20 protein-coding genes are annotated in these 22,567 nt (G+C 71.2%); 6 read left to right on the top strand and 14 right to left on the bottom strand.

The features are described from left to right. Position 1: 1 nt before the first annotated feature. Positions 2 to 1,108 carry a questin oxidase family protein gene (locus ACL02O_RS04815; RefSeq protein ID WP_412816718.1) on the bottom strand — a complete coding sequence of 369 codons (1,107 nt, stop codon included), beginning with the start codon at positions 1,106 to 1,108 and terminating at the stop codon, positions 2 to 4. A gap of 120 nt (positions 1,109 to 1,228) precedes the next feature. On the opposite strand from ACL02O_RS04815, the gene ACL02O_RS04810 reads away from it, so the two are divergent. Further along, the gene (locus ACL02O_RS04810) at positions 1,229 to 2,314 is read left to right on the top strand and encodes an ArsR/SmtB family transcription factor (RefSeq protein WP_412816717.1); all 1,086 of its coding nucleotides are present in this window, start codon (positions 1,229 to 1,231) and stop codon (positions 2,312 to 2,314) included. Here ACL02O_RS04810 and ACL02O_RS04805 read toward each other — a convergent pair. Genes ACL02O_RS04805 through ACL02O_RS04795 form a run of 3 tightly spaced genes read right to left on the bottom strand, consistent with a single transcriptional unit; the run spans position 2,280 to position 3,649 of the window. Then, a complete protein-coding gene (locus ACL02O_RS04805) occupies positions 2,280 to 2,852 on the bottom strand; it encodes a TIGR03086 family metal-binding protein (RefSeq protein WP_412816716.1) in 573 nt (190 codons plus the stop codon). The genes ACL02O_RS04810 and ACL02O_RS04805 overlap by 35 nt on opposite strands. After that, complete coding sequence (locus ACL02O_RS04800) at positions 2,839 to 3,264, bottom strand: SRPBCC family protein (RefSeq protein ID WP_412816715.1); 426 nt, start codon at positions 3,262 to 3,264, stop codon at positions 2,839 to 2,841. Before ACL02O_RS04800 ends, ACL02O_RS04805 begins: the two co-directional genes overlap by 14 nt. Further along, the gene (locus tag ACL02O_RS04795; RefSeq protein ID WP_412816714.1) at positions 3,254 to 3,649 is read right to left on the bottom strand and encodes an ArsR/SmtB family transcription factor; all 396 of its coding nucleotides are present in this window, start codon (positions 3,647 to 3,649) and stop codon (positions 3,254 to 3,256) included. Before ACL02O_RS04795 ends, ACL02O_RS04800 begins: the two co-directional genes overlap by 11 nt. A gap of 110 nt (positions 3,650 to 3,759) precedes the next feature. On the opposite strand from ACL02O_RS04795, the gene ACL02O_RS04790 reads away from it, so the two are divergent. Continuing rightward, positions 3,760 to 4,152: an STAS domain-containing protein gene (locus ACL02O_RS04790; protein ID WP_412816713.1), complete on the top strand. Its 393-nt coding sequence runs from the start codon at positions 3,760 to 3,762 to the stop codon at positions 4,150 to 4,152. Here the strand turns inward: ACL02O_RS04790 and ACL02O_RS04785 are convergent. Further along, positions 4,066 to 5,043 (bottom strand): sigma-70 family RNA polymerase sigma factor, encoded by a 978-nt coding sequence (locus ACL02O_RS04785; RefSeq protein WP_412816712.1) that lies wholly within the window; start codon positions 5,041 to 5,043, stop codon positions 4,066 to 4,068. The two genes, ACL02O_RS04790 and ACL02O_RS04785, sit on opposite strands and share 87 nt — an antisense overlap. Before the next feature lie 132 nt (positions 5,044 to 5,175). On the opposite strand from ACL02O_RS04785, the gene ACL02O_RS04780 reads away from it, so the two are divergent. After that, positions 5,176 to 5,997, top strand: coding sequence for an alpha/beta fold hydrolase (locus ACL02O_RS04780; RefSeq protein ID WP_412816711.1), 822 nt, complete (start codon positions 5,176 to 5,178; stop codon positions 5,995 to 5,997). Between the two features lie 147 nt (positions 5,998 to 6,144). On the opposite strand, the gene ACL02O_RS04775 is transcribed toward ACL02O_RS04780, so the two are convergent. From ACL02O_RS04775 to ACL02O_RS04765, 3 genes are all read right to left on the bottom strand, one after another. Further along, positions 6,145 to 7,017 (bottom strand): LLM class F420-dependent oxidoreductase, encoded by an 873-nt coding sequence (locus tag ACL02O_RS04775; protein WP_412816710.1) that lies wholly within the window; start codon positions 7,015 to 7,017, stop codon positions 6,145 to 6,147. A gap of 199 nt (positions 7,018 to 7,216) precedes the next feature. Continuing rightward, positions 7,217 to 8,161 carry a sugar phosphate isomerase/epimerase family protein gene (locus ACL02O_RS04770; RefSeq protein ID WP_412816709.1) on the bottom strand — a complete coding sequence of 315 codons (945 nt, stop codon included), beginning with the start codon at positions 8,159 to 8,161 and terminating at the stop codon, positions 7,217 to 7,219. 21 nt (positions 8,162 to 8,182) lie between these two features. Further along, positions 8,183 to 10,294 carry a PQQ-dependent sugar dehydrogenase gene (locus ACL02O_RS04765; RefSeq protein WP_412816708.1) on the bottom strand — a complete coding sequence of 704 codons (2,112 nt, stop codon included), beginning with the start codon at positions 10,292 to 10,294 and terminating at the stop codon, positions 8,183 to 8,185. Positions 10,295 to 11,072: 778 nt separating this feature from the next. Here ACL02O_RS04765 and ACL02O_RS04760 point away from each other — a divergent pair. The 3 genes from ACL02O_RS04760 to ACL02O_RS04750 all read left to right on the top strand — a co-directional run bounded on the left by ACL02O_RS04760 (position 11,073) and on the right by ACL02O_RS04750 (position 14,537). Continuing rightward, positions 11,073 to 12,557 carry a S1 family peptidase gene (locus tag ACL02O_RS04760; RefSeq protein WP_412816707.1) on the top strand — a complete coding sequence of 495 codons (1,485 nt, stop codon included), beginning with the start codon at positions 11,073 to 11,075 and terminating at the stop codon, positions 12,555 to 12,557. Between the two features lie 169 nt (positions 12,558 to 12,726). Continuing rightward, a complete protein-coding gene (locus ACL02O_RS04755; RefSeq protein WP_412816706.1) occupies positions 12,727 to 12,894 on the top strand; it encodes a hypothetical protein in 168 nt (55 codons plus the stop codon). Positions 12,895 to 13,313: 419 nt separating this feature from the next. Then, positions 13,314 to 14,537 (top strand): PP2C family protein-serine/threonine phosphatase, encoded by a 1,224-nt coding sequence (locus ACL02O_RS04750; RefSeq protein WP_412816705.1) that lies wholly within the window; start codon positions 13,314 to 13,316, stop codon positions 14,535 to 14,537. A 425-nt stretch (positions 14,538 to 14,962) separates the two neighbouring features. Here ACL02O_RS04750 and ACL02O_RS04745 read toward each other — a convergent pair whose 3' ends face one another. The 6 genes from ACL02O_RS04745 to ACL02O_RS04720 all read right to left on the bottom strand — a co-directional run bounded on the left by ACL02O_RS04745 (position 14,963) and on the right by ACL02O_RS04720 (position 22,566). Then, on the bottom strand, positions 14,963 to 16,612 hold the full coding sequence (locus ACL02O_RS04745; RefSeq protein WP_412816704.1) for a glycoside hydrolase family 13 protein: 1,650 nt from the start codon (positions 16,610 to 16,612) through the stop codon (positions 14,963 to 14,965). A gap of 68 nt (positions 16,613 to 16,680) precedes the next feature. Next, positions 16,681 to 18,261, bottom strand: a complete 1,581-nt coding sequence (locus ACL02O_RS04740) for a glycoside hydrolase family 66 protein (protein ID WP_412816703.1) — start codon at positions 18,259 to 18,261, stop codon at positions 16,681 to 16,683. 11 nt (positions 18,262 to 18,272) lie between these two features. Beyond that, on the bottom strand, positions 18,273 to 19,118 hold the full coding sequence (locus tag ACL02O_RS04735; protein ID WP_412816702.1) for a carbohydrate ABC transporter permease: 846 nt from the start codon (positions 19,116 to 19,118) through the stop codon (positions 18,273 to 18,275). Next, positions 19,115 to 20,068, bottom strand: coding sequence for a carbohydrate ABC transporter permease (locus tag ACL02O_RS04730; protein ID WP_412816701.1), 954 nt, complete (start codon positions 20,066 to 20,068; stop codon positions 19,115 to 19,117). The genes ACL02O_RS04735 and ACL02O_RS04730 overlap by 4 nt, the downstream gene beginning before the upstream one ends. Next, positions 20,065 to 21,336 (bottom strand): extracellular solute-binding protein, encoded by a 1,272-nt coding sequence (locus tag ACL02O_RS04725; RefSeq protein WP_412816700.1) that lies wholly within the window; start codon positions 21,334 to 21,336, stop codon positions 20,065 to 20,067. The genes ACL02O_RS04730 and ACL02O_RS04725 overlap by 4 nt, the downstream gene beginning before the upstream one ends. A gap of 54 nt (positions 21,337 to 21,390) precedes the next feature. Next, positions 21,391 to 22,566, bottom strand: a complete 1,176-nt coding sequence (locus tag ACL02O_RS04720; protein ID WP_412816699.1) for an ROK family protein — start codon at positions 22,564 to 22,566, stop codon at positions 21,391 to 21,393. Position 22,567 lies beyond the last annotated feature (1 nt).

Genomic DNA, 22,567 nt, shown 5'->3' with positions numbered 1-22,567 from the left:
CTCAACCGGTGATGAGTTCGCCGGCGCGCAGGGCCGCGGCGAGCAGGTCGGGGTCGTGGGCGCGTTCGTACGCCTCGACGGCGGTGTCGGTGAACTTGATGACGTGTTCGTCGCCGTGGTCGGCGGCGCGGTGCAGAACCTCGGTCACCGGGTCGTCGCCGGCTGGGGCGGGCGTGACGTCGGGGCGGGGTGCCCGCCGGGTGGGGGCGTATGTGGCGGTGATCGCGGCGGCGGCGGCCCATGCGGCGTCGAAGCTGGGCACCCAGAGCGGCTCGGGGAGCACCGGGAGGGTGTGCAGCACGGCGTTCGGGGCGGTTGCGGTGTGGACCAGCAGCACCGGGGAGCCGTGTCCCCGGACCAGGTAGCTACGGGTCGCGGCATCGACGAGTTCGGCGAGGCGTGCGGGTACGTCGACGGTGCGCGCGGGGCGGATGGCGCGGAGGCTGTGCGGCCAGCCCGGTGTGGTCGCCAGCCGGCCGACCCGGTGGGCGATGAATCCGTCCTGCGTCGCCAGGCGTGGTACGGCGTCCAGCGCGTCGGCCGCGGACAGGTGTCCGGCGGGCCGGCGCTGTCCGGGCAGCGGCCGGTACCGGGCGGCCCAGAAGGCCAGGCCGTGGGCCAGTTCCCGCAGAGCCGGACCGGCCGTCCCGCTGGGGCCGGTGGCGCGCAGAGCCCGGACGGCATGGCCGACGCGGATGACGCCGTGGGTGGAGCCGGCCACGATGCCCGGCAGCAACCGGGGCCACCACTCGGCGAGAAGCTCCGCCCACGGGCGGTCGCGGAGCTGGTCGGCGAACCACAGCGTCCAGTCGGGCAGCCGGTGGTGGTCGCCGAGCGCGTGGCCCCAGGTGCCCTCGGTGATCGGTCGGGTGCCGCGGGGGAGTTCGGCGAGGCGGCGGACGTAGCGGTCGAGCCAGCAGTCCACGTCGACGTCGAGACCCCGGCGCAGGAGCACCTCGACCGCCATCGGCCCGTGGTTCGTCAGGCCGTGGTTGCCTTCCTCGTCCCCGCCGAACTCCGGCCCGTACCGGTGCAGGCGGGCGTACGCCTCGTGCAGCTGTTGCTGCGCGGCGTTCGGGGGGCCGGGAATGGACGGCGTGACGGGCATCGAATAGCTCCTTCCAGGACGGCGCGGCCGGGCCCGGCGGAACGTCGGACGAGCGCCCGACCACCGTCGCAGCGCCCCGGCGTGGGACGCCACCATTCGTTCCTGGCCTAATCTGCGAGGGTGATCCACCTGCACTTCGCGGCCGAGGACCTCAGCCGGATCCGGTTCGCGTCGTCGCCGTTGTGGGAGACGGTGCTGAGCCTGCGAACGCTGACCGGGCCGCACCCGGGTGCCCAGCTGCACGCGCCGTGGCGCCGCCAGGTCGCGGGCAGCCTGACCGGCGTGGACATGGAGCTGCTGACGGCGCTGGTCCGCCCGGCCGGCTACCTTCCCGACTTCCTGGTGCCGTCGCCGCAGCGCCGGTCCGTGGCGATCGCCACCGCCCTCGCGCAGGTGGCCGCCGCCGATCCGGGCGAGGTCGCCCGACAACTGCGGCATCTGGCCGGTCATCGCCTCGCGCAGCAGGGGCCCGGCCGCACCGAGCGCTCCCGGCTGCTGCACCGGCTCGCCGACGAGCCCGCGACGGCCCTCGGCACGATCGTGCGCGAACTCGACGCCTACTGGCGCGCGGTGGTGGCCCCGTTCTGGCCGCGCGTCTCCGCCCTGCTGCGCGCCGACCTCGCGTACCGCCTCGAAGCGCTCGCCGACGGGGGAGCGAACCAGTTGCTGCGTACGCTGCACCCGTCGGTCAGCTTCGACCGCGACACCCTCCGGGTGGTGAAGTACCACGAGGGCCACGCCGACCTCGGCGGTCGGGGCCTGCTGCTCGTACCCTGCGCGTTCGCCTGGCCGGACGTCGTCGTGCTCACCGCCCACCCGCACGTGCCGACCGTCTCGTACTCGCCGCGCGGGCTCGGGCGGCTGTGGGAGCACCCGGCATTGCCCCGCCCGGCACTGGCCGACGTCCTCGGACGCACCAGGGCGGCGCTGCTGGCGCAGCTGGACCTGCCCATGTCGACCACCCAGATCGCCGCGCTGCTCGGCCTTTCGGCACCGACACTGAACGTCCACCTGCACGCGCTGCGGGCCGCCGGGATCCTGGCCTCCCGGCGGGAGGGTCGCCATGTCCTGTTCTCCCGCACCGCCCTGGGCGACCAGCTCCTCGCCGGCGGCACCGGCTCGAACCCGGGTGAGGCCGATCAGCGTGGAGCCAGGTCGGGCGGGATGCCGCTCACCGCTGCGACCAGAACGGGTCCCGGCCGATGAAACCCAGCAGTCTGGTCTGGGTGTCCGCACCGTCGGGCACCTCGACCCGGGCGCCGAACTGGCCGGAGGAGCGGATGACCTCCTCCATCTGCTCCATCCCACCGAGGAGTTGAGTGCAGAAGTCGGGATCCAGCCGGTCGTCCTGGTCGGTGGCCCGGGAGAGATCCCAGGTGTGCATGAACACGTCGCTGGTGTAGAACTGGTCGATCGCGGCCGTCAGCGGCAGGCGGCCGATGTGCGGGTTGGTGAATTCCCGGTGCGCCGCCTCCGGATCGTCCAGCACCGCCTGCACCCCGTCGCAGTGCACCTGCCACGCGGCGGCCGGGTCTTCGTCGACCGACGGCCCGTGGGGCAGTTCGATGCCGGCGCCGGAGGCGAGAAACCCGGGGAACCACTCGGTCAGGTGACGCACGACGTCCCGGGCGGCCCAGCCGGCGACGGGGGACGGCGCGTTCCACGATCGGGTGCCGCGGACCCGGTCGGTGAACAGCCCGGCAACCTCGCGGTGCCGCTCGGCCGGGCGGTCAGACAGTGCCATCGGCCAGCATCCTGTCCAGCTTCGCGTAACCCTCGTCGACACCGACCTCCATGCCGCTGCGCAGCCACGCGTCGCGGCCCTCGAAGCTGTCGACCAGGGACTGTGTCCGCAGCCGCGTACGGCCGTCGCCCAGGTCCTCGAACCACAACGTCTCCAGCGCGACCCCGTCGGGATCGCCCTCGAACGTGAAGGTCTGCACGATACGGTCCGGCCGCACCTCGTGGAAGGAGCCGTGGAACCCGTACTCCGTGCCGTCGTGGACCGAGACGTACCGCCAGCTGCCGCCGGTGGACGCGTCCCAGCGCTCGACCCGGGTGGCCCCGGCGTCGGGTCCGACCCACCGGGCGAACAGTGCGGGATCGGTGTGGGCGCGGAACAGTTGCTCGGGCGTTGCCGCGAAGTCACGAGTCATCCGGATGGCCGGCAGCCTCGGATCGGCCTCGATGACTGTCTCCGTGATTTTGTCCATGCTTGTTCCCCTTCATCTCGGCCAGGACGGCGTCAAGGCGCCGGTAGCGCTGCTCGACGCGGTCCCGGTGGCGCTCGATCCAGGTGTCCACCAGGTCCAGGGCCTGGACCTCCAGGCGCACCGGCCGGGGCTGCGGCCCGCGCGGTCGGCTGACGAGCCCGGCGTCCTCGAGCACCCGCAGGTGCTTGTAGACGGCCTGCAGCGTGATCCGGTACGGCTCGGCCAGCTGGCTCACGGTCGCGTCGCCCTCGGAGAGCCGGGCGACCATGTCGCGCCGGGTCGGATCCGCGAGGGCGGCGAAGACCCGGGACAGCGTGTCCGCGGTCATCGATCCCCCTGCCTTCAACCTGATGGTTGAAAGTACCGTAGGTCGCCGCTCGCCCGTCCGTCAACCCTCTGGTTGAAAGAGCTGCTTGAGGCGGTACGTCGGCGCGGGCGATGAGTTCCGCGCCGGCCGCCGGTCCGATCCAGGTGGCGACCCCCGGGATCTCCTTCGCAGTCGGCGCCGCGGTCACCCGCGCGGACATCCCCGCCCTCTGCGCCGAGCTCGCCGAACTGCTGCGTGGCCGTGGCCCCGGCATCGTCGACTGCGACGTGGCCGGCGTGGCCTCGCCCGACGTGGTGACGGTCGAGGCGCTGGCCCGGCTGCGGTTGACCGCGCGGCGGCACGGCTGGCAGCTGGTCGTGCGGGGCAGCGGCCCGGGTCTGCTGCGACTGGTCGGCCTGCTCGGCCTGACCGGCGTGCTACCCGAGTCGGGCGGGCAGCCCGAAAATCGGGAAGAGCCGGGCGGTGTCGAGGAAGCTGGTGATCCCGCAGATCCGCCCGGCTGACAGCTCCAGCACGATCAGAGCCCACGGGTCGTGGCCCGAGCCGGTGCGGCCGGGCCGGTACTGCCCGAACGCCGGCATGCCGTTGGCCACCACCGGCACCAGGCGGGATCCGCGGCACCCGCTGCCGGTACCGGCCATCCAGGCCCGGATGTCGCCGTGGCCACGCAACCACAGCGGCACCGGAGGCATCGACAGGGTGACGTCCTCGTGCAGCAGCGTCGTGAGCGCCTCGAGGTCGTACGCCTCGAACGCCCGCACGTAGCGCGCGAGCAGCGCCTTCTGTTCGTCGTCCATCGGCTGGTACACGTCGGCGGTGGTGTCGGCGACTGCGAGCGTGGCACGGGCCCGCTGCAGGGCGCTGTTGACGCTCGCCGTCGAGGTGTCGAGCAGTTCGGCCACCTCCTGGGCCGACCAGGCCAGCACCTCGCGCAGGATCAGCACGGCCCGCTGCCGTGGCGGCAGGTGCTGCAGCGCCGCGACGAACGCCAGCCGGACCGATTCGCGGGCGGTGACCACGTCGGCCGGGTCGCTGTGCTCCGGCAGGACCCGGCCGTCGGGCGCCGGGCCCACCCAGACCTCGTCGGGGCGCGGCTCACCCGGGTCGGTGGCGCGACCGGAGCCGGCCGGGCCGAGGTCCATCGGCACGATCCGCCGTTGGGCGCCGGTGAGCATGGTCAGGCACACATTGGTCGCGATCCGGTACAGCCAGGTCCGCAGCGCGGCCCGCCCCTCGAACCGGTCGAACCCGCGCCAGGCCCGCACGAAGGTGTCCTGCACGGCGTCCTCGGCCTCGAAGACGGACCCCAGCATGCGGTAGCAGTAGCCGGTCAGTTCCGACCGGTACGCCTCCAGCTGTGACTCGACCGACGCGCCGGTCGCCACCTCACTCACCCCGACCACGGTAGTCGAGCGTCCGCCGCCAGGAGCGTCCGGCGAAATTCGCCGCGCCGGCAGCGATGAGTCCCCCGGGTCCGGCTGGTCAGAACCGGCGTCAGTTCGACGACACGACCCGAGGAGCACAGCATGACCGCGACTCAACACAACGCCGGCACCGGGCGGTACGCCGACGTCAACGGCATCAGCCTCTACTACGAGACGCACGGTGCGGGACGCCCACTGATCCTGCTGCACGGCGGTCTGTGCGCGGGCGAGATGTTCGCGCCGATCCTGCCCGCGCTGGCCGACCACCACCAGGTCATCCTGGTCGACCTGCAGGGACACGGCCGCACCGCCGACGTCGACCGGCCGCTCGACGTCACGCTGATGGCCGACGACATCGCCGCGCTCATCGATCACCTCGGGCTGCGCAAGCCGGACGTCGTCGGCTACTCCCTCGGCGGCGGGGTCGCGCTGCAGACCGCGATCCGGCACCCGCACCTGGTGGGCCGGCTGGTCGCAGCCTCGGCGAACATCCGCCGCGACGCCATCTACCCCGAGATGCTGCAGCAGCAGGCCCAGGTCGGCGCGGCGGCCGTCGAGTTCCTGAAGGAAACCCCGATGTACGAGCTCTACCAGCGGGTGGCCCCGCGTCCCGAGGACTTCCCGCGGCTGCTGGACAAGATCGGTGCGGCAATGGCGAAGGATTTCGACTATACCGAGGAGGTCCGCGGGCTGCAGGTGCCGACGCTGATCGTGGCCGCCGACGCGGACATGGCGCCGCCGAGTCACTACGTCGAGGTGTTCAAGCTGCTCGACGGCGGGCTGCGCGACGGTGGCTGGATGGGCGAGAGCCGGCCGAAGGGCGGCCACGCGTTGGCCATCCTGCCCGGGCTGACGCACTACGACATCGGGGTCTCCCCGCTGTTCGCCGCGGTCACGCTCGCCTTCCTCGACAAGCAGGACTGAACTGCTGTCGCCCCCGCCCGGCGGCCCCGGCCGCCGGGGTGGCGACTCGGGCTGCGTGAGCCGCCACCGGGGCTCCTCGCCGCGCGGGTGCCCGCGGGACCCCACTGGATGCTCGGCCGGTCGCCGGGTTTCGGCCGAGTGTCGGGATCAGGCGAGTTCGGCCAACCGCGCCACCACCCGCTGGTCGGCCAGTTCCTGCGCGAACTGCACCGGGTGGCGGTCGGGCATCGTCTGCACCTCGGTCACGCCGAGCGCCGCGTACTCGGCCACCTCGGCCACGAACGCGTCGACGTCGGGCAGGGGCGGCCGCATCACCAGCACGGTCTTTGCGACGCTGTCGTAGTCCCGGCCCTCGGCGGCGCAGTGTTCCCGCAGGACGTCGAGCTTGTGCGCGACCTCCGCCGGGGTGGTGCCGAACAGGTTGCAGGCGTCGGCGTAGCGGGCCACGAGCCGCAGGGTCTTCTTCTCGCCGCCGCCGCCGATCATGATCGGGGGGTGCGGTCGGCTGATCGGCGCCGGCACGTTCAACGTCTCGGCCAGCTGGTAGTGCCGGCCGTCGAAGCGGCCGTTGTCGTCGCTCCACATCTGCCGGCAGATCTGCAACGCTTCCTCGAGCCGTTCGAAGCGTTCCTTGACCGGGACGTCCGGTACGCCGAGGCCGCGCTGCTCGCGGTCGTACCACGACGCGCCGATGCCGAGCCGCGCCCGCCCGCCGGAGAGCACGTCGAGCGTGGTGACGATCTTGGCGAGCAGGCCCGGATAGCGGTACATCACCCCGGTGACGAGGACGCCGAGCGTCATCTTTTCGGTCCTGGCCGCCACGTAGCCCAGGGTCGTGTACGCCTCCAGCATCGGCTCCTCGGCCGAGGTGCTGAACTCCATCTGGAAGTAATGGTCCATGACCGTGAACGCGGACATCCCGGCCTGCTCCGCGACCCGGGCGGTCTCCGCCAGGGTCCCGGCCATCTGCGAGGGGTCGGCGGGCGTGGAGAAGTTCCAGTAATGCAGACCGAGCCTCATCGCCCATCCTTTCCCGTCCCAGGGCCAACTGCCATTGTGCCGGGCGCGGCGCATTCGCACCGCCCAACAGCCTGGTGACGGGCGCCCCCGTCGGCGGCCGGGACACCAGGGCCGGCTGTTTCTGCTGGTCGGCGGGGAGTGTGTCGCCGCGAACCGCCCGCCGGCCCTGGTGTCCGTCAGTGCCGCTCTGCGCGGTCGATCAGAACCGCAGCTTGCGCAGGTAGCGGTAGCCGATTTCGGCCGTCTGCTGCGGCGTCACGTCCGGGGTGTCGTTCTCGACGATGTACTCCAGCACCGAGTGCTCCCGGAAGATCCGGGCGAAGTCGATCATCCCGGTGCCCAGGTCCGCCATGTCGCCGGTGGCCGCGTCCCGGTCCTTGACGTGGAACTGCAGCACCCGCTGCGGCGCGGAACGGATCACGTCCAGCGCGAAACCTTCCGGGTCCGCGACGCCGTCACCGGAGTTGATGCCCCCGGTGACCGCCCAATAGAGGTCCACCTCCAGGTGCACAAGCCCGGGGTCGAGCTCCGCGGTCAGCACGTCCCACGGCCGCTTGCCACCACCGAGGTCGATGGTGAACTCGTGCGCGTGGTTGTGGTACCCGTAGCGCAGGCCGGCCGCCCGCGCCGCGGCGGCCTCGGCGTTCATCTGCTCCGCCCAGCGCTTCCAGTCGTCCTCCCGCTCGGAGTTCAGGTACGGCACCACCATGAACTGCTGGCCCAGGGTGAGCGCGTTCTGGATTTTCGCCTCCAGCCCGGCGGCATCGGCGCTGATCCCGTCGTGGCTCGAGCTGGCCTCGATGCCGATGCCGTCGAGGAACTGGCGCAGCTGGGCAGCCGTGCGGCCGAAGTACCCGAGCGCCAGCTCCACGCGCGGGTAACCGATCCGGGCGAGGTGGGTGAGGGTGGCGTCGTAGCCGGGCGAGCCCCACAACGCGTCGCGCACCGTCCACAGCTGGATGCTGATCAGGCCCGGGGGCACGTGGTGCCGTCCGGTGTCGTGGGCGGTGGCCGACGCGGCCGTCGCGCCGATGCCGGAGGACACCAGCCCGAGGCCGGCCAGGGCGGCCAGTGACCCCCGCAGCAGGCTGCGCCGGTCAACGGAGTGCCGCAGCGCGGCTGTCCCGTCGTATCCGTAACACATGCTTGTCTCCTTGTCGGAAAGTTAGGCGGTGGGGACCAGGACGACCTGGTCGGTGCCGGTCAGCGACGGCAGGCCGTCGCCGCCGGGGTCGGTGTAGGACGCGACGAACACGGCGGTCAGGTGGTCGGTCTCCGGGTCGTGGCCGGTCGGCACCGTCGTCTGGATCGAGCCGATGCAGCCGTTGGCGGTGGTCTGCGGGTGGCCGTGCTGGTCGTGGCCGAGGATGTACGTGACGCTGACCCGGGCGCAGTCCACCGGCTGGTCGTCGGTCACCCGTACCTCGAACTCCACCGTGTCGCCGAACTGGAAGGGCTGGCCTTCGACCGGCTTGACCAGCTCGACGACGGGCGCGGCGTTGCCGACGACGACCCGGACCGACGCGGATGCGGAGAGCCCGCCCGGGTCGGTCACGTTGAGGGTGGCGTCGTAGAGGCCGTTCTCCTGGTACGTGAAGGTCGGGTTCGCCGCCCGCGAGTCGACCTTGCCGTCGTTGTCGAAGTCCCACGCGTACCGCAGCCGGTCGCCGTCGTAGTCGGTGGTGCCCTCGCTGGAGAACGTGACGGTCAGCGGCGTGAGCCCGTTGGTGGGCGTGGCCGAGACCTGCGGCACCGGGGTGTGGTTGCCCGTCCAGCCGGTGTAGTCGATCCGGGCCAGCTGCGCGTCCGGGTTCTCACGGAAATAGCCGTCGCCGTACTCGAGCACGTAGAGCGCGCCGTCCGGGCCGAACTCCAGGTCCATCGGATTGTCGAAGGTGATCGACGGGAGCACCGACTCGATCCCGGTCAGGTCGCCGCCGGAGTCCAGCCGGAAGCCCTTCACGTAGTCCCGGGTCCATTCGTGGAACAGCGGCATGCCGTCGTAGTACGCCGGCCACGCCACCGGCGCGCGTCCGTGCGTCGTCGGGCGGGCGAACTGGTACGCCGGCCCGGCCATCGGGCCGATGCCGCCGGTGCCCAGCTCGGGGAACTGCGCCGAGGTGCCGTAGGTGTACCACATCTGTGGCTGCTGCACCGGGGGCAACTCGCGCAGTCCCGTGTTGTGCGGTGACTCGTTGACCGGCGCGGCGCAGTTGAACGGCTCACCCGACTGGCCGGTGGCGAAGTCGTAGTCCACGTACGGCAGTTGTGCGGTGGCGCAGTACGGCCACCCGTAGTTGCCGGCCTCGCGGGCGGCGAACCACTTGCCGTGCCCGGCCGGCCCGCGCAGCGGATCCGCCTGGCGGGCGTCCGGCGAGTAGTCACCGACGTACAGGTCGCCGGTTTCGCGGTTCAGCTCGATCCGGAACGGGTTGCGCAGGCCCATCAGATAGATCTCGGGCCGGGTGCCGGCCGTACCCTCCGGGAAGAGGTTTCCGTCCGGGATGCTGTAGCCGCCGTTCTCGCCGACCTTCATGCGCAGGATCTTGCCGCGCAGGTCGTTGGTGTTGGCCGCGGTGCGTTGCGCGTCATACGCCGGGTTGCGGCCCGGGCGCTCGTCGAGGGGCGCGTAGCCGCCGGACTCGAACGGGTTGGTGTCGTCGCCGGTGGACAGGTACAGGTTGCCCTTGGCGTCGAAGACGATGTCCCCGCCGACGTGGCAGCAGATGCCCCGATCGACCGGTACGTCGATGATCTGCTGCTCGGTGGACAGGTCCAGCTTGTCCTTCACGAGGCGGAACCGGGACAGCCGGATCGCGCCCTTGAACTTCGCGAAGTCCGCGTCGGTGCCCCAGGCCGGCGCGTCGCCCTCGTTGACGGTCGGGGTCGACGGGTCGTCCACCGGCGTGTCCAGCGGCGGCGAGTAGTACAGGTAGATCCAGTTGTTGCCGGCCCTGCCGAAGTTCGGGTCGATCGCGACGTTCTGCAGGCCCTCCTCGTCGTGCCGGTAGACGTCCAGCGTCGCGGCGATCGAGTTGCGGCCGGTGGTCGGATCGTGCAGCCAGACATCGCCGGCGCGGGTCACGTGCAGCACCCGGCTGTCGGGCAGCACCGCGAGGTCCATCGGCTCGCCCGGGCTGTCGTTGAGGGTGACCTTCTGGAAGTCGCTGTCCGGCGGCGTGCTGGTCGCGTCGGGTGCGGCGAGCGCGCCGGTCGGGGTGGCGACGAGCGCCATGGTCGTCAGGCCCGCTACGGCGAGCGTGAGTCGTCTCTTCATCTGCCTCTCCTTGCGCTGGGGGACTGGTCGGGCAGGTCAAAGGGGGTGTAGCCAACTGCTCCTTTATGGACGGGGACGGGTTTGTGGGCATGGCGGAGCGGCCCGGCACGCGGCACCCGGCGGTCACGGCGTCGAGCAGGTCGGCGCCGCGTCGCGGTGGGCATTCGGTGACGGGCGAAGGACTCGGGTGAAAGGCGAGTGGCGGTCAGGTGTCGGCCGGCTGCCGACAGCCGTGTGACGGCTACGCCGAGGAGCCGCTGATCGGGCGGTTAACTACGACGTAACACCTTCACCTCGCCGACGCTATAAAAGACATGCCGACATGTCCATAGCTTTCATCTGGATCCATCAAACTTTTGTCTGCCATGGACGAAAGTGTTCGTCGGGTGCGGTGACAGGTGCGGCATCAGCCTCCCGGCATCCTCCACTCGCGGGGAGGGCGCCCCAGGTGGCCCACGGGCGCCGGCGGTGATGAGGTCATGGGCCCGACGGACGGCGGCCGCCGGCAGGCAGGCGCGCTGGGATCAACGTTCTTCGACATCTAGCCAAGTCGATTTAATGTCTGTTAAGTTCGACCGCGTCCTGGTCGTCCCGTGCCGAACCAGCCGAGACGGATCGACGGGTGGTGGCGTGGCGCCGGGCCAGGGGCAGGGCAAAGGACCCCTGCCTTCAGGCCGCCGACCCGGGCGGGTCCCACCGGACCGCGAGCACTCTCCGTGTCTCCTGCGGCGCTGACAACAGCACCGGCGTCGTAGCCATCCCCCGAAGGAGAAACCGGATGAAACGAAGCCTCGCCGCGGCAGCGGCATTGATCCTGCTGCCCGTCTGGGCCGCCACCGCGGTGGCCTCGCCCGCCCTGGCCAGCGCCGGCGACACCGGCGCCCGGGCCCAGAAGCTGGCCGAGGCCGCATCGCCCGCGATGCTCGCCGCCATGCAGCGCGACCTGGGGCTCGCCGCCGATCAGGCGCGGGCTCGGATCGCCCGCGACGACAAGGGCAGCCACCTCGACGCCCGGCTGCGCAAGACCCTCGGTAGCGCGTATGCCGGGGGCTGGCTGACCGACGACGCGAACACCCTGGTCGTCGCCGTCACCACCAAGGCAGCCGCCGGCCGGGTCAAGGCCGCCGGCGCTCAGGCCAAGCTGGTCGCTCGCAGCGGCGCAGAGCTCGACGCCGCCAAGGCGGATCTGGACCGCGCCGCCGCCAAGGCCCCGGCCGCCTCGGTACCCGGCTGGTACGTCGACGTGACCACCAACAGTGTCGTGGTCCTGGCCAAGGGCGGCACCAGCGCGGCCCGGACGTTCGTGCGAGCCAGCGGCGCCGACGCCTCGGCTGTCCGGGTGGTCAGCACCACCGAGTCGCCGCGCACCCTCTACGACGTACGCGGCGGCGACGCCTTCTACATGGGCGGCGGTCGCTGCTCGGTCGGTTTCTCGGTGAGCGGCGGATTCGTCACCGCCGGCCACTGCGGCACCGCCGGCACCTCGACCCAGGGCTACAACCAGGTGTCGCAGGGCACCTTCCAGGCGTCCTCGTTCCCCGGCAACGACTACGCCTGGGTCGCCACCAACTCCAACTGGACGCCCCAACCCTGGGTGAACAACTACTCCGGTGGCAACGTGACCGTCACCGGCTCCTCCGAGGCCGCGGTCGGCGCGTCGATCTGCCGCTCCGGATCGACCACCGGCTGGCACTGCGGCAGCATCCAGGCCAAGAACCAGACCGTCAACTACTCGCAGGGCTCGGTCAGCGGCCTGACCCGGACCAACGTCTGCGCCGAGCCCGGTGACTCGGGCGGCTCCTGGCTCTCCGGGCAGCAGGCGCAGGGCGTGACCTCCGGCGGGTCGGGCAACTGCACCTCCGGCGGCACCACCTACTTCCAGCCGGTCAACGAGATCCTCTCGGCGTACGGGCTGACGCTGCGCACCGACAGTGGTGGCGGTGGCGGCGGCAGCTGCTCCGGCTACGAGTCCACCTACAACGGCTCGGTGTCCTACCACAGCAGCTCGTACCAGCCCAACGGCAGCTACTACTACTCGTCGAGCTCCGGCACCCACCGGGCCTGCCTGCACGGCCCGTCCGGCACCGACTTCGACCTGTACCTGCAGAAGTGGAACGGCAGCTCCTGGGTGGACGTGGCCGGCTCGTACAGCTCCAGCTCGGACGAGTCGATTACCTACAGCGGGACCTCTGGCTACTACCGCTACGACGTCTACGCCTACAGCGGCTCCGGTAGCTACACGCTCGGCATGACGACCCCGTAATCGCACCATGGCACCGGGATGCCGGCCCGCCGCCGGCACCCCGTCCATGATCCTGTCTTGACCCAGAGGTCCCGCCGGTCTGCCGGCGGGACCTCTGGCTGCCGTTCTGGCAAGCTGGGCTGCCTCCGATCCGGCTGCACGACCTGCGCGCCAACCCGGCGCCGCCAACGTGGCCCGCGATGGCGGTGTCGAGATCAAGGTCCTGGCCGAACAACTCGGCCGACTCCACTGCCACCCTCACCGAGACACCCACCAGAGCGTCACCAAGGAATTGCAGAGCAGTGCCGCCGATGCGGTGGCCAACACGATCGACCGGCGTCGTCCGAAGACCGCGTGAGGGAAGCCCTGAGTGATCGATGGCCGAGATTTGCGGGGCGGTGGCGCCAGGGGTGCCCGCCGCTCCCCGCACGGGAGAGCGGCAGCCCTGGCCGATCCGCCTGCTCGTCGTAGTCGTACGGATCCTCGGCATCGTTCCTGGGCTGGCGGCCTCTTGCGCCCGGTCGTCGAAGCCGCTGGTCGCGGTTGGCGAGTGGGGGGGGGGGGCGGCCGGCGGCGATGCCGGTGCGGGACTGGAGCTGGGACTCGCCCCCGTCGCACTTGCCGTTCCTGCACGCAATCGGCCCCGGCCGTAAGGCAGTCTCGATCAGCGCCTGCACGCTGCGGCATACTGACCAGGTCGGTGAATGGTGGGGGCGGGGCGATGGGCGACACAACGCTGACCGAGCACGCGGCAACCCGCTCACGACCGGAGCTGCGATGACCGGTGTCGACCGCCGGACACCCGCACCTCAGCACCACGCGGTGGCGACGTCGCACGCGGATGGCACCGACCAACTCTCGGCCGGCTACACCCTACTGCTCATCGAGGACGACCCCGGCGACGCGCTGCTGGTCCGCGAGTACCTGACGGACAGCGATGTTGCAGCTCACCTCGATGTGGCCTCGACCCTCGCTCATGCGATCAACTCCGACCACTCTCCGGACGGGGTACTGCTCGATCTGCACCTGCCCGACGGCCAGGGATTGGACGCGTTGCGGCGGGTTCTCGACCGGTGGCCGCGGACCGCAGTGCTGGTGCTGACCGGCCTCGACGATAACGCCACCGCCGCTGCGGCGGTCGCCGCCGGCGCCCAGGACTACCTGGTCAAGGGCCAGATCGACGCAGCCCTGCTCGGCCGTACGATCCGGTACGCGATTCACCGCAAACGAGGGCAGAACGCCGAACGCGGCCTGCGCGACAGTCGGCTGCTGGCCAACGAGAACGTTCGCCTGCAGCGCGGCCTGCTCCCCAAACCCATCCTCGCCGACCCCGCCGTCCGGCTGGTCAGCCGTTATGTGCCTGGCCGGCAACGAGCCCTGCTCGGCGGTGACTTCTACGACGTCGTGCAAACCGCCCCCGGCGCGGTGCACGCGGTGATCGGCGACGTGTGTGGCAGCGGCCCCGACGAGGCCGCGATGGGCGTCGCCCTCCGCGTCGGCTGGCGCACCCTGACCCTGGCCGGTGTCCCGAAGACGCAGCGGATGCGGCTGCTCGAGGACGTCCTGGTCGCCGAGCGCCCGCACGACGGCATGTTCGCCACGGTGTGCGGCGTACGCATCGACGCCGACCGCCGCCAGGCCATCATCACCGCCGCCGGACACCCGCCGCCGTTGATCGTCACCCCGGACGGCGCCCGGCCGGTCGACGTGCGGAACGGCCTGAGCCTGGGCATGTTCCCCGGCCGCGGTCGCTGGCACGAGACCGCCGTCGCCCTGCCACCCGGGGCCGGGCTGCTGCTCTACACCGACGGCGCCTTCGAAGGCTTCTCCGCCGACGGAACCCGCCTGGGTGAGGAACGCTTCATCGACCTCGCCGGCCGGCTGGCCACCATCACGGACCCGGTCGCCTACATCGATGCGCTTCTCGCCGCCGTCCAACAGGACGACGGCCGGCACAACGACGACACCGCACTGCTCTACATCACCCACGGTGGCAGCTGACCGGAAACCTGGACACCGGAAACCAGACACCGGACTCGGGCCTTAGCATGCTCGTCATGCCCGAACTGTCGGACGACCTGCTACGGCTGGAACCCGGTCAGCCTCCCGGTTTCATCCGGCAAGGCGTTCCGCATCCGGCAGCAGCCCTTCCACGAACTGCCCGGCGTGGCTCCGCCCGTGCGAACCGGTCAGCGACACGCGTCACCGCCTCGTCGAGGATGACCCGCCATCCGGCGGGGTCTACGCTGTGGCACGCGGCCACCGCACGATCTTCGGTTGTCCTCACAAACCATCGATGATCAACGCGGTGGCCGTCCTCATGCCCGCGCCACGCCCAACGCCAAAGCCAAGTGACGTTGAAGTACTAACCGCCTAGTGGCGGCTCGTGAGCGGGCCGCAATCGTGCCGGGCCTGCTCCACAACGGTCAGTCCGGCAGCAGCCACATCGTCGCCGAGCCGGGCACCGCGCCGTCCACCAGCGGCGCCGAGGCGCACACCGCGCGTCCCCATGCGGCTGGCGGCCTGAACGGCTCGTCGCCGAAGACGGTCACGCAGGTCAGCGCGCCGTGGCGGTACGCCAGGACGTCGTCGCGGCCGGACGCGTCGAGCCACGAGAGCTCGCCGTTGCGACGCTTCCCCAGCTCCCGGCGTACCCGCAGCGCCTCGACGTGCAGGCGCAGGGTGGAGCCGGGGGTGTCCCACTGCGTCTGCGCGGCGTACCGGGCGAATGACTCGGGCTGCGGCAGCCACGCCTGGCCGGTCTGGCTGAACCCGAACGCGGGCAGTTCGGCCTGCCACGGCAGCGGTACCCGGCAGCCGTCGCGGCCGTGCTCGGTGAAGCCGGAGCGGAACCAGGTTGGGTCCTGGCGCAGGTCGTCCGGCAGGTCCTGCACCTCGGGCAGGCCGAGTTCCTCACCCTGATAGAGATAGACCGAGCCGGGCAATCCGAGCAGGAGCAGCAGCGCGGCGCGGGCGCGGGCTTCGCCGAGGTCGTTGTCGACCGGGCCGCGCAGCCGGGCTGGGTTGCGCACCGCCGTCGGGTCGACGGCGGTGAGGCCGTAGCGGGTGACCGCGCGGTGCACGTCGTGGTTTGCAAGCGTCCAGGTGATGACGGCGCCGGTGGCGGTGATCTGCTGCAGGCCCCGGGTGATGGAGTCCGCGAACGCGCTGGCGTCCCAGCCGGTGACGAGCAGATCGAAGTAGAACGCCTGGGGCAGTTCGTCCGGGCGCAGGAACGCGGCGAGATCCTCGACGGTCGGCACCCAGATCTCACCGATGAGAGTGAGGTCCCGGCCGTACGAGTCGGCCAGCGCCCGCCAGCGGCGGTAGATCTCGTGCACCTCGGGCCGATTTTGCTGATAGCCGTTGTAGTGGCTGAGGTCGGGCCAGTCGGGCAGCTCGGGGTGCTTGAACAGCATGTGCGCGACGTCGATGCGGAACCCGTCGACCCCCCGGTCGAACCACAGCCGCAGCACCTCCTCGAAGTGCTTGGCGACGTCAGGGTGGTCCCAGTTGAAGTCGGGCTGGCTGGAGTCGAAGCTGTGCAGGTACCACTGGCCGTCGGCGACGCGGGTCCAGGCTGGGCCGCCGAAGACCGAGGTCCAGTTGTTGGGTGGCAGGCTGCCGCCGGGGCCGGTGCCGTCGCGGAAGTGGAAGCGCTCGCGGGCGGGTGAGCCGGCCGGCGCGGCCAGCGCCTCGGCGAACCAGGCGTGGTCAACGGAGCAGTGGTTGGGCACGACGTCCATCAGCACCTTGAGGCCGCGCTTATGGGCTGCGGCGAGGAATTTCTCGAACGCCGGCATGCCGCCGTAGCGGACGTCAATGGTGGTGTAGTCGGCGACGTCGTAGCCGTGGTCCGCACCGGGTGACGGGTAGCAGGGATTGAGCCAGATGCCGTCCACGCCGAGGCGGCTCAGGTGGTCGAGGCGGGCGGTGAGGCCGGGCAGGTCCCCCACGCCGTCCCCGTCGGAGTCGGCGAAGGACCGTAGGTACACCTGGTAGATGACGGCGTCACGCCACCAGGGCTGGAGTCCGGTGTCGGTGGTCGCGGCGGGTGCCGCGGCGGCCGTGGTCATGGTGCTGGCTCCTTGTCGGGTGGTGCGGGTCGGTGTGGTCGGCGGGTGGCCGGCCGCACCGGGCAGGGTCACTGGTCGGAGATGAGGACGATCTGCCAGGCGTGTAGCGGCGGCAGCGCAGCGGTGGCGTGATTGCCGTCGGCGCTGACGTCCACGGTGGTGAATGTGGGCCCGCGGTCGGGGTCGGCGACGCGGACGATCGGCAGGCTGTCGCCGGTGCGGCGGATGCGCAGGGACAGGCCGGTGACCGGCGGCAGCGGCTCCTTCGCGGTGTCCCACCCGGCCTCGGCCTGGCCGGTGAGGTTGATCAGGTGGACGGCCTGGCCGTGCGGGGTGTCCACCACGCGGCGCCAGACCGCGCCCGGGACGGCGTCGTGCCGGATCGGGACGACGTCGGCGTGCACGTCGATCTCGTCGTTGAGGGTGCCGGTGACGGAGCGGGTGATGTCGGCCAGGCCCGGTGCGAGCAGGATGTCGCCGGCGGCGACGAGCAGGTCGTACCAGCGGGCCAGCAGGTCCAGCGTGGAGGGCTCGGCGGTGTGGTTGCGCACGTAGTACGGGTCGACCAGCACGTTGCCGGCCTCCCCGGCCAGCAGCTGAGTGGCGCCGTGGGAGAACAGCGTGGCCATGGTGAGACGGTTGGTGGTCTCGGCGGCGGCGGCCGGCAGCTTGTCGTAGGCGGTCTGGTAGGCGGCGAGCACGGCCGGGCGCCGCGGCGCGAGGAGCCGGGCGCGGGTGGCGATCGCGGCGAGGTCGGCGAGGTCGTCGTGGGGCTGCCACGGTTCGGTGTAGGTGACGTCCTGCGGCGCGGTGGTGGTGGCCCAGGCCGGGAAGTCGTTGACGTTGTTGAAGATCAGCGTGGCGTCGGGCAGGGCGTTGCGTACGGCCGCCAGCAGGGTGCCGAAGGCGGCGGCGACGTTGACGCGGGTGCCGTCGTGGCGCACGGCCCGGCGGGGGAAGCCGTACTGGTCGAGGTGGAAGCCGGCGAATCCGGCCGCGTCGGCGGCCTCGCGCAGGTCGGCGGTGAAGTGTGCAAGCCAGCCGGGGTCGGCGGGGTCGACGATGCGCAGGAAGTCGGCGAGGCTGTACGGCTGGCCGTCGGGTTGCAGCAGCGCGGCGTGCTCCCAGGCGGGCCACTCGTCGTGACCGACGGCGTACACGGCGGCGTACCCGAGCGGGGCGGTGCCCGTGGCGCGCAGCCGCGCGGCCATGCGGATCACCGTGTCGAGGGATACGGGCTGGCCCAGCGGGTCGCGGTAGACGGCCGGGCCGACGAGGTTGGCGTGGCGGTAGGCCCAGTCGTAGAACTGGCAGGCGCTCAGATGCAGCCTCCGGAACAGTCGGGCGACCGGTTCCACGTCACGGTCGGGGGCGTAGGAGGCGACGAACCCGTAGCGCAGCCGCTCGGTCGGGTTGGCCAGCACCTCGACCGCGCTGTGCAGGTCGTCACCGTGTCCGGTGAGGGTGAGGCTGTATCCGCCCTCGGCCAGCGCGGGCAGTTCGGCCTCGCTCTGCCCGGCGGCGACGTCGACCTCGGCGGCGAGGCGGCCGAGGTGCTCGACGGCGAGGCGCCGCGGCGCCGGGGCGGGGGGCAGCTCCACCCGGATCGTCTCGCCCGGGGTGTAGGTCGCCTTGTCCGGCAGCAGCATGCGGGTTCCTCTCACGACTTGACGGCACCGGCGGCGAGGCCGGAGATGAAGTGGCGCTGGCCGATCAGGTAGATCAGGACGACCGGGATGAGGGCGATGACCGAGGCGGCGAAGACCAGCCCCCAGCTGGTGGCGTGCTGGCCCTGGAAGCGGGCGATCGCCAGCGGCAGGGTCTGCTTGTCGGGATCGCTGATGGTGGTGAGTGCCCAGGAGTACTCGTCCCAGGCGCCCAAGAACCCGAACACCGCGGAGGTGGCCAGCGCCGGGCGGGACAGCGGCAGGTAGAGGGCGGCGAAGCGGCGGATACTGCCCGCGCCGTCGATGATCATGGCCTCGTCGAGTTCGTGCGGAAGTTGCTCGAAGAAGCCGCGCAGCAGGAAGGTGTTGAATGCGATGCCGCCACCGACGTAGAAGACGACCAGGCCGGAGAGCGAGTCGGTCAGGTGGAGGCTGCGGGCCAGCACGAACTGCGGGATCAGGATGACCACGCCGGGCACCATCAGCCCCAGCATCATGATCCAGAAGGTGAGGGTGCGGCCGGGAAAGCGGAAGCGGGCGAAGGCATAGGCGGCCATCGCCGACAGCAGTGTGGTGGACACCGTGGTGACCGTGGCGACCAGCAGCGAGTTGCCAAAGTAGCGGGCGAAGTCGTTACCGGCCCACGCGGTGACGTAGTTGTCGAGCGTGAACGGGTCGGGCAAAAACTGCGGCGGCCACTCGAACGCGAGCCGGTTGGGTTTGAACGAGGTGGCGAGCATGTACGCGAACGGCGCGATCATCAGCACGGCGAGCATGCTGAGCACGGCCAGTCGGGCTCCGACCCGGAGGCGGTGCAGGCCCTGCGGGTGGTGGATCATCGTGACTCCTTGTCGGCGCGGCCGAAGGCGACGGTCTGGATCACGGACAGGACCAGCACCAGCACCGTCATGATCAAGGCGATCGCGGAGGCGTAGCCGAAGTCGAGGTACTCGAAGGCCTGCCGGTACAGGTAGGTCAGCGGCATGTCGGTCTGCCCGCCTGGGCCGCCGCCGGTCATCAGCAGCACGGAGATGAACACGTTGAAGCTGCCGATGACGAGCAGGACGCTGACGAACATCAGATTGCGACGCAGCGAGGGCAGGGTCACGTGCCAGGTGCGGCGCAGGTAGCCGGCGCCGTCCACGGAGGCCGCCTCGTACAGCTCACCGGGCACGCCTTGGAGGCCGGCCAGCAGGATGATCGCGGTCCAGCCGATGCCCTTCCAGATGCCGAGGGCGCACAGCGCGAACAGGGCGGTCCAGCGTGAGCCCAGCCATCCGGGCGGGGTGTCGCTGAGGCCCAGCACGTCGACGATGACCCAGTTGAGGACGCCCTCGTCGGCGAACAGGTAGCGGAACAGCAGCGACACGACCACCCAGCTGGTGACCACCGGCAGGTAGAACAGCACCCGGAACAGGGCGCGCCCGGGCAGTTTCGTGTGCAGCAGCAGCGCGAGTGCGAGCCCGATGACGATCTGGGCGGGCACGGTGACGAGCATGTAGATGCCGGCGTTGACGAATCCGAGCCGCAGATCCGGGTCGGTCAGCGCGTGGCGGTAGTGCTCCAGCCCGACGAACAGGTTGTCCGCGCCGGGAATCGGGCTCCAGTCGTACAGGCTGATCTGCGCGGCCCTGCCGATCGGCCACAGCATGACCAGGACGAACAGCGCGAAGCCCGGGGCGAGGAAGAGGTACGGCGTCGCCGCGATCCGCCGGCGTCGCCGCGACGGAACCCGGGGCGGTGCCCCGGCGCGCTCGCGCCGGGGCACCGTCAGGAGTTCGCTGCTCATGCCAGCAGCTTGTCGATCTCGGCGGCGGCGGAGTCGAGCGCCTGCTGCAGTGTCATCTCGCCGCGGAAGGCGGCCTGCAGCTTCTTCTGCAGCAGGTCGTCGATCTTCGGCCAGGCCGGCACGACCGGCCGCGGCTTGGCGGTCTTGAGCTGCTCGACGAACGGAGCGTAGTTCGGGTCGACGGAGGTGACGTCAAGGTTCTTCAGCACCGACATCTGGCCGACCTTGGCCATGGCGAGCTGGGCCTCGTCCGACAGCAGATAGCGGGTGAACTCCAGGGCGAGCGCCTTGTTGGCGGAGCTCTTCATGACCACGACGTCCTCGCCGCCGACGACGCTGATGCTGCCGCCCGGACCCGCGGGCACGGGCGAGGTCCGCAGCTTGAAGTCCGGGAACGTCGAGGCGAAGATCGGGAACATCCACGGGCCGTCCATGATCGTGGCGTACTGCCCCTTGACCAGTCCTTGGTCGTTGGGAACGGCACCGGTGCCACCGAGCACGCCCTTGCCGAGCTGGCCCTTGCCGTACAGGTCGAACAGCAGCTGCACGCCCGCCAGCGTCTGCGGCGAGTTCAGGTAGCCGGTGGCCTTGGTGTAATCGGGGTCGGTGATGTCGCCACCGGCCGACCAGATCCAGGGCAGGACGTTCCAGCCGCTGAGGCCGTTGTCGGTGAAGGCGGCGGTCTTCGACCCGGCGAGCTTGTCACCCAGCGCCTTGAGCTCGTCGAACGTCTTGGGCGGGCCGGCGACACCGGCCTTGGCCAGGGTGTCGGCGTTGTACATCAGCACCCGTGTGTTGGTGTCCAACGGCAAGCCGTAGTAGCCACCCTTGTAGCGGTTGGTGGTCAGGGCGCCGGGGAAGACCTTGTCGGCGAAGCTCTGGTAGTCGGGCATGGCCTTGTCGAGGCGCTCCAGCACGCCGAGCTTGGCGAGTTCGGGCACCCAGCCGATGTCGGAGCGGACCACGTCGGGCAGGGTGCCGCCGGCCGCAGCGGTGATCAGCTTCTGGTGCAACGTGTCGTAGGGCACGGCGACCTCGACGACCTCGGTGCCCGGGTGCTTGGCCTTGAAGCCCGGGATGATGACCTCGCGCAGCGCCTTGACCTCCTGGGAGTCGGCGCTGTACGCGTGCCAGAACGTGATCTTGCCGGATACCGGGCCGTCGGCGGCGGCCGGCTTGGCGTCCTCGCCGCAGGCGGACATGCCGACCAGGGCGACGGTGGCGATACCCGCCGCGAGCAGGCGCCGGCGGGACAGGACCGTGTGCATCGTGGATCTCCTTGGGGGTGGGGTGTGGGGGAGCGGATGCGGGCAGGTGGAGGATCAGCGGCCGGGAGCCCGTGCGACGAACAGGTGCTGGATGGCGACGGCCGCTGCGCCGCGCGCCCAGGTGTCGTCGGGCAGCGGCCGGGTCAGCAGCTCGCAGTCGCCGGCCGAGCCGTAGGCGTGGGTGTAAAAGGCCTGCCGGGCGGCGGTTTCGAACAGGTCGCTGGCGGCCAGGCCCTCGCCGGACAGGATGATCCGGTTCGGGTTGAGCAGGTTGGCGACGGTGGCAAGGGCCCGGCCGAGCACTTGCCCGGCGGCGGTGAACGCGGCCGCCGCCGCGGCGTCGCCGGTGCGAGCCAGCTGCGCTGCGGCCAGGATGTCCAGGCCGTCGCGGCCGCTCGCCTGCGTGATGCGGCCGACGATGGCCGAGTCGGCGACGGCCGCCTCGACGCATCCGGTGTTGCCGCAGCGCGGGCAGGGCGGGCCCGCCGGGTCGAGCGGTATGTGGCCGAGCTCGCCGGCGAGACCGCTGGCACCGTGCACGAGGCCCCCGTTGAGCACCAGCCCGCAGCCGACGCCGGCACCAATGGTGACCACGGCGAACGACGGTACGTCGATGCCGGCACCGAACCACTGCTCGGCCACGGTCAACGCGTTGACATCGTTTTCGACGACGACCGGCAGGCCGGTGGCGGCGGACAGGATCCTGGCCAGCGGCACATCGCGCCAGTCCAGGAACGGCGCGTAGCGCACCGTCCCGGCGGCGGGGTCGACGTGTCCGCCCAGGCCCACGCCCAGCCGGGTGATCGGGCCGTCGACGGCGAGTCGCAACTGGGCGACCAGCCCGGCGAGAGCGGCCACGACTGAGTCGACGTCGGTGGCGGTCAGCGACACCTCGCGGCTGGCCCGGACGTTGGCCAACAGGTCGACGACGACGCCGACCAGGTGGTCGCCGGTCAGCTTGACGCCGATGACGAACTCGCGCTCGGCGACGACCCGCAGCGGCATGGTCGGCCGGCCGGGGCGGGAGTTGTCCGCCGCGCCGTCCTCGATCAGGTATCCCGCCTCGAGTAGCGGCTTGGTCGAGCGGGAGATGGTTCCGGCAGACAGCCCGAGGGTGTAGGCGATCTCGGACCGGGCGATCGGGCCGCGGGTCAGCACCGTCATGAAGACGTTGGCTGCGGTGGCGTCCCCCACCGGGGGTAGCAGCGGCGTCTGCTGCGTTCGCGTCATG

This window comes from Micromonospora mangrovicola (genome assembly GCF_047200535.1).
Taxonomy (GTDB): domain Bacteria; phylum Actinomycetota; class Actinomycetes; order Mycobacteriales; family Micromonosporaceae; genus Micromonospora.
Note: the sequence above shows the minus strand (reverse complement) of the source record. Positions and strands in the feature narration are given on the sequence as shown.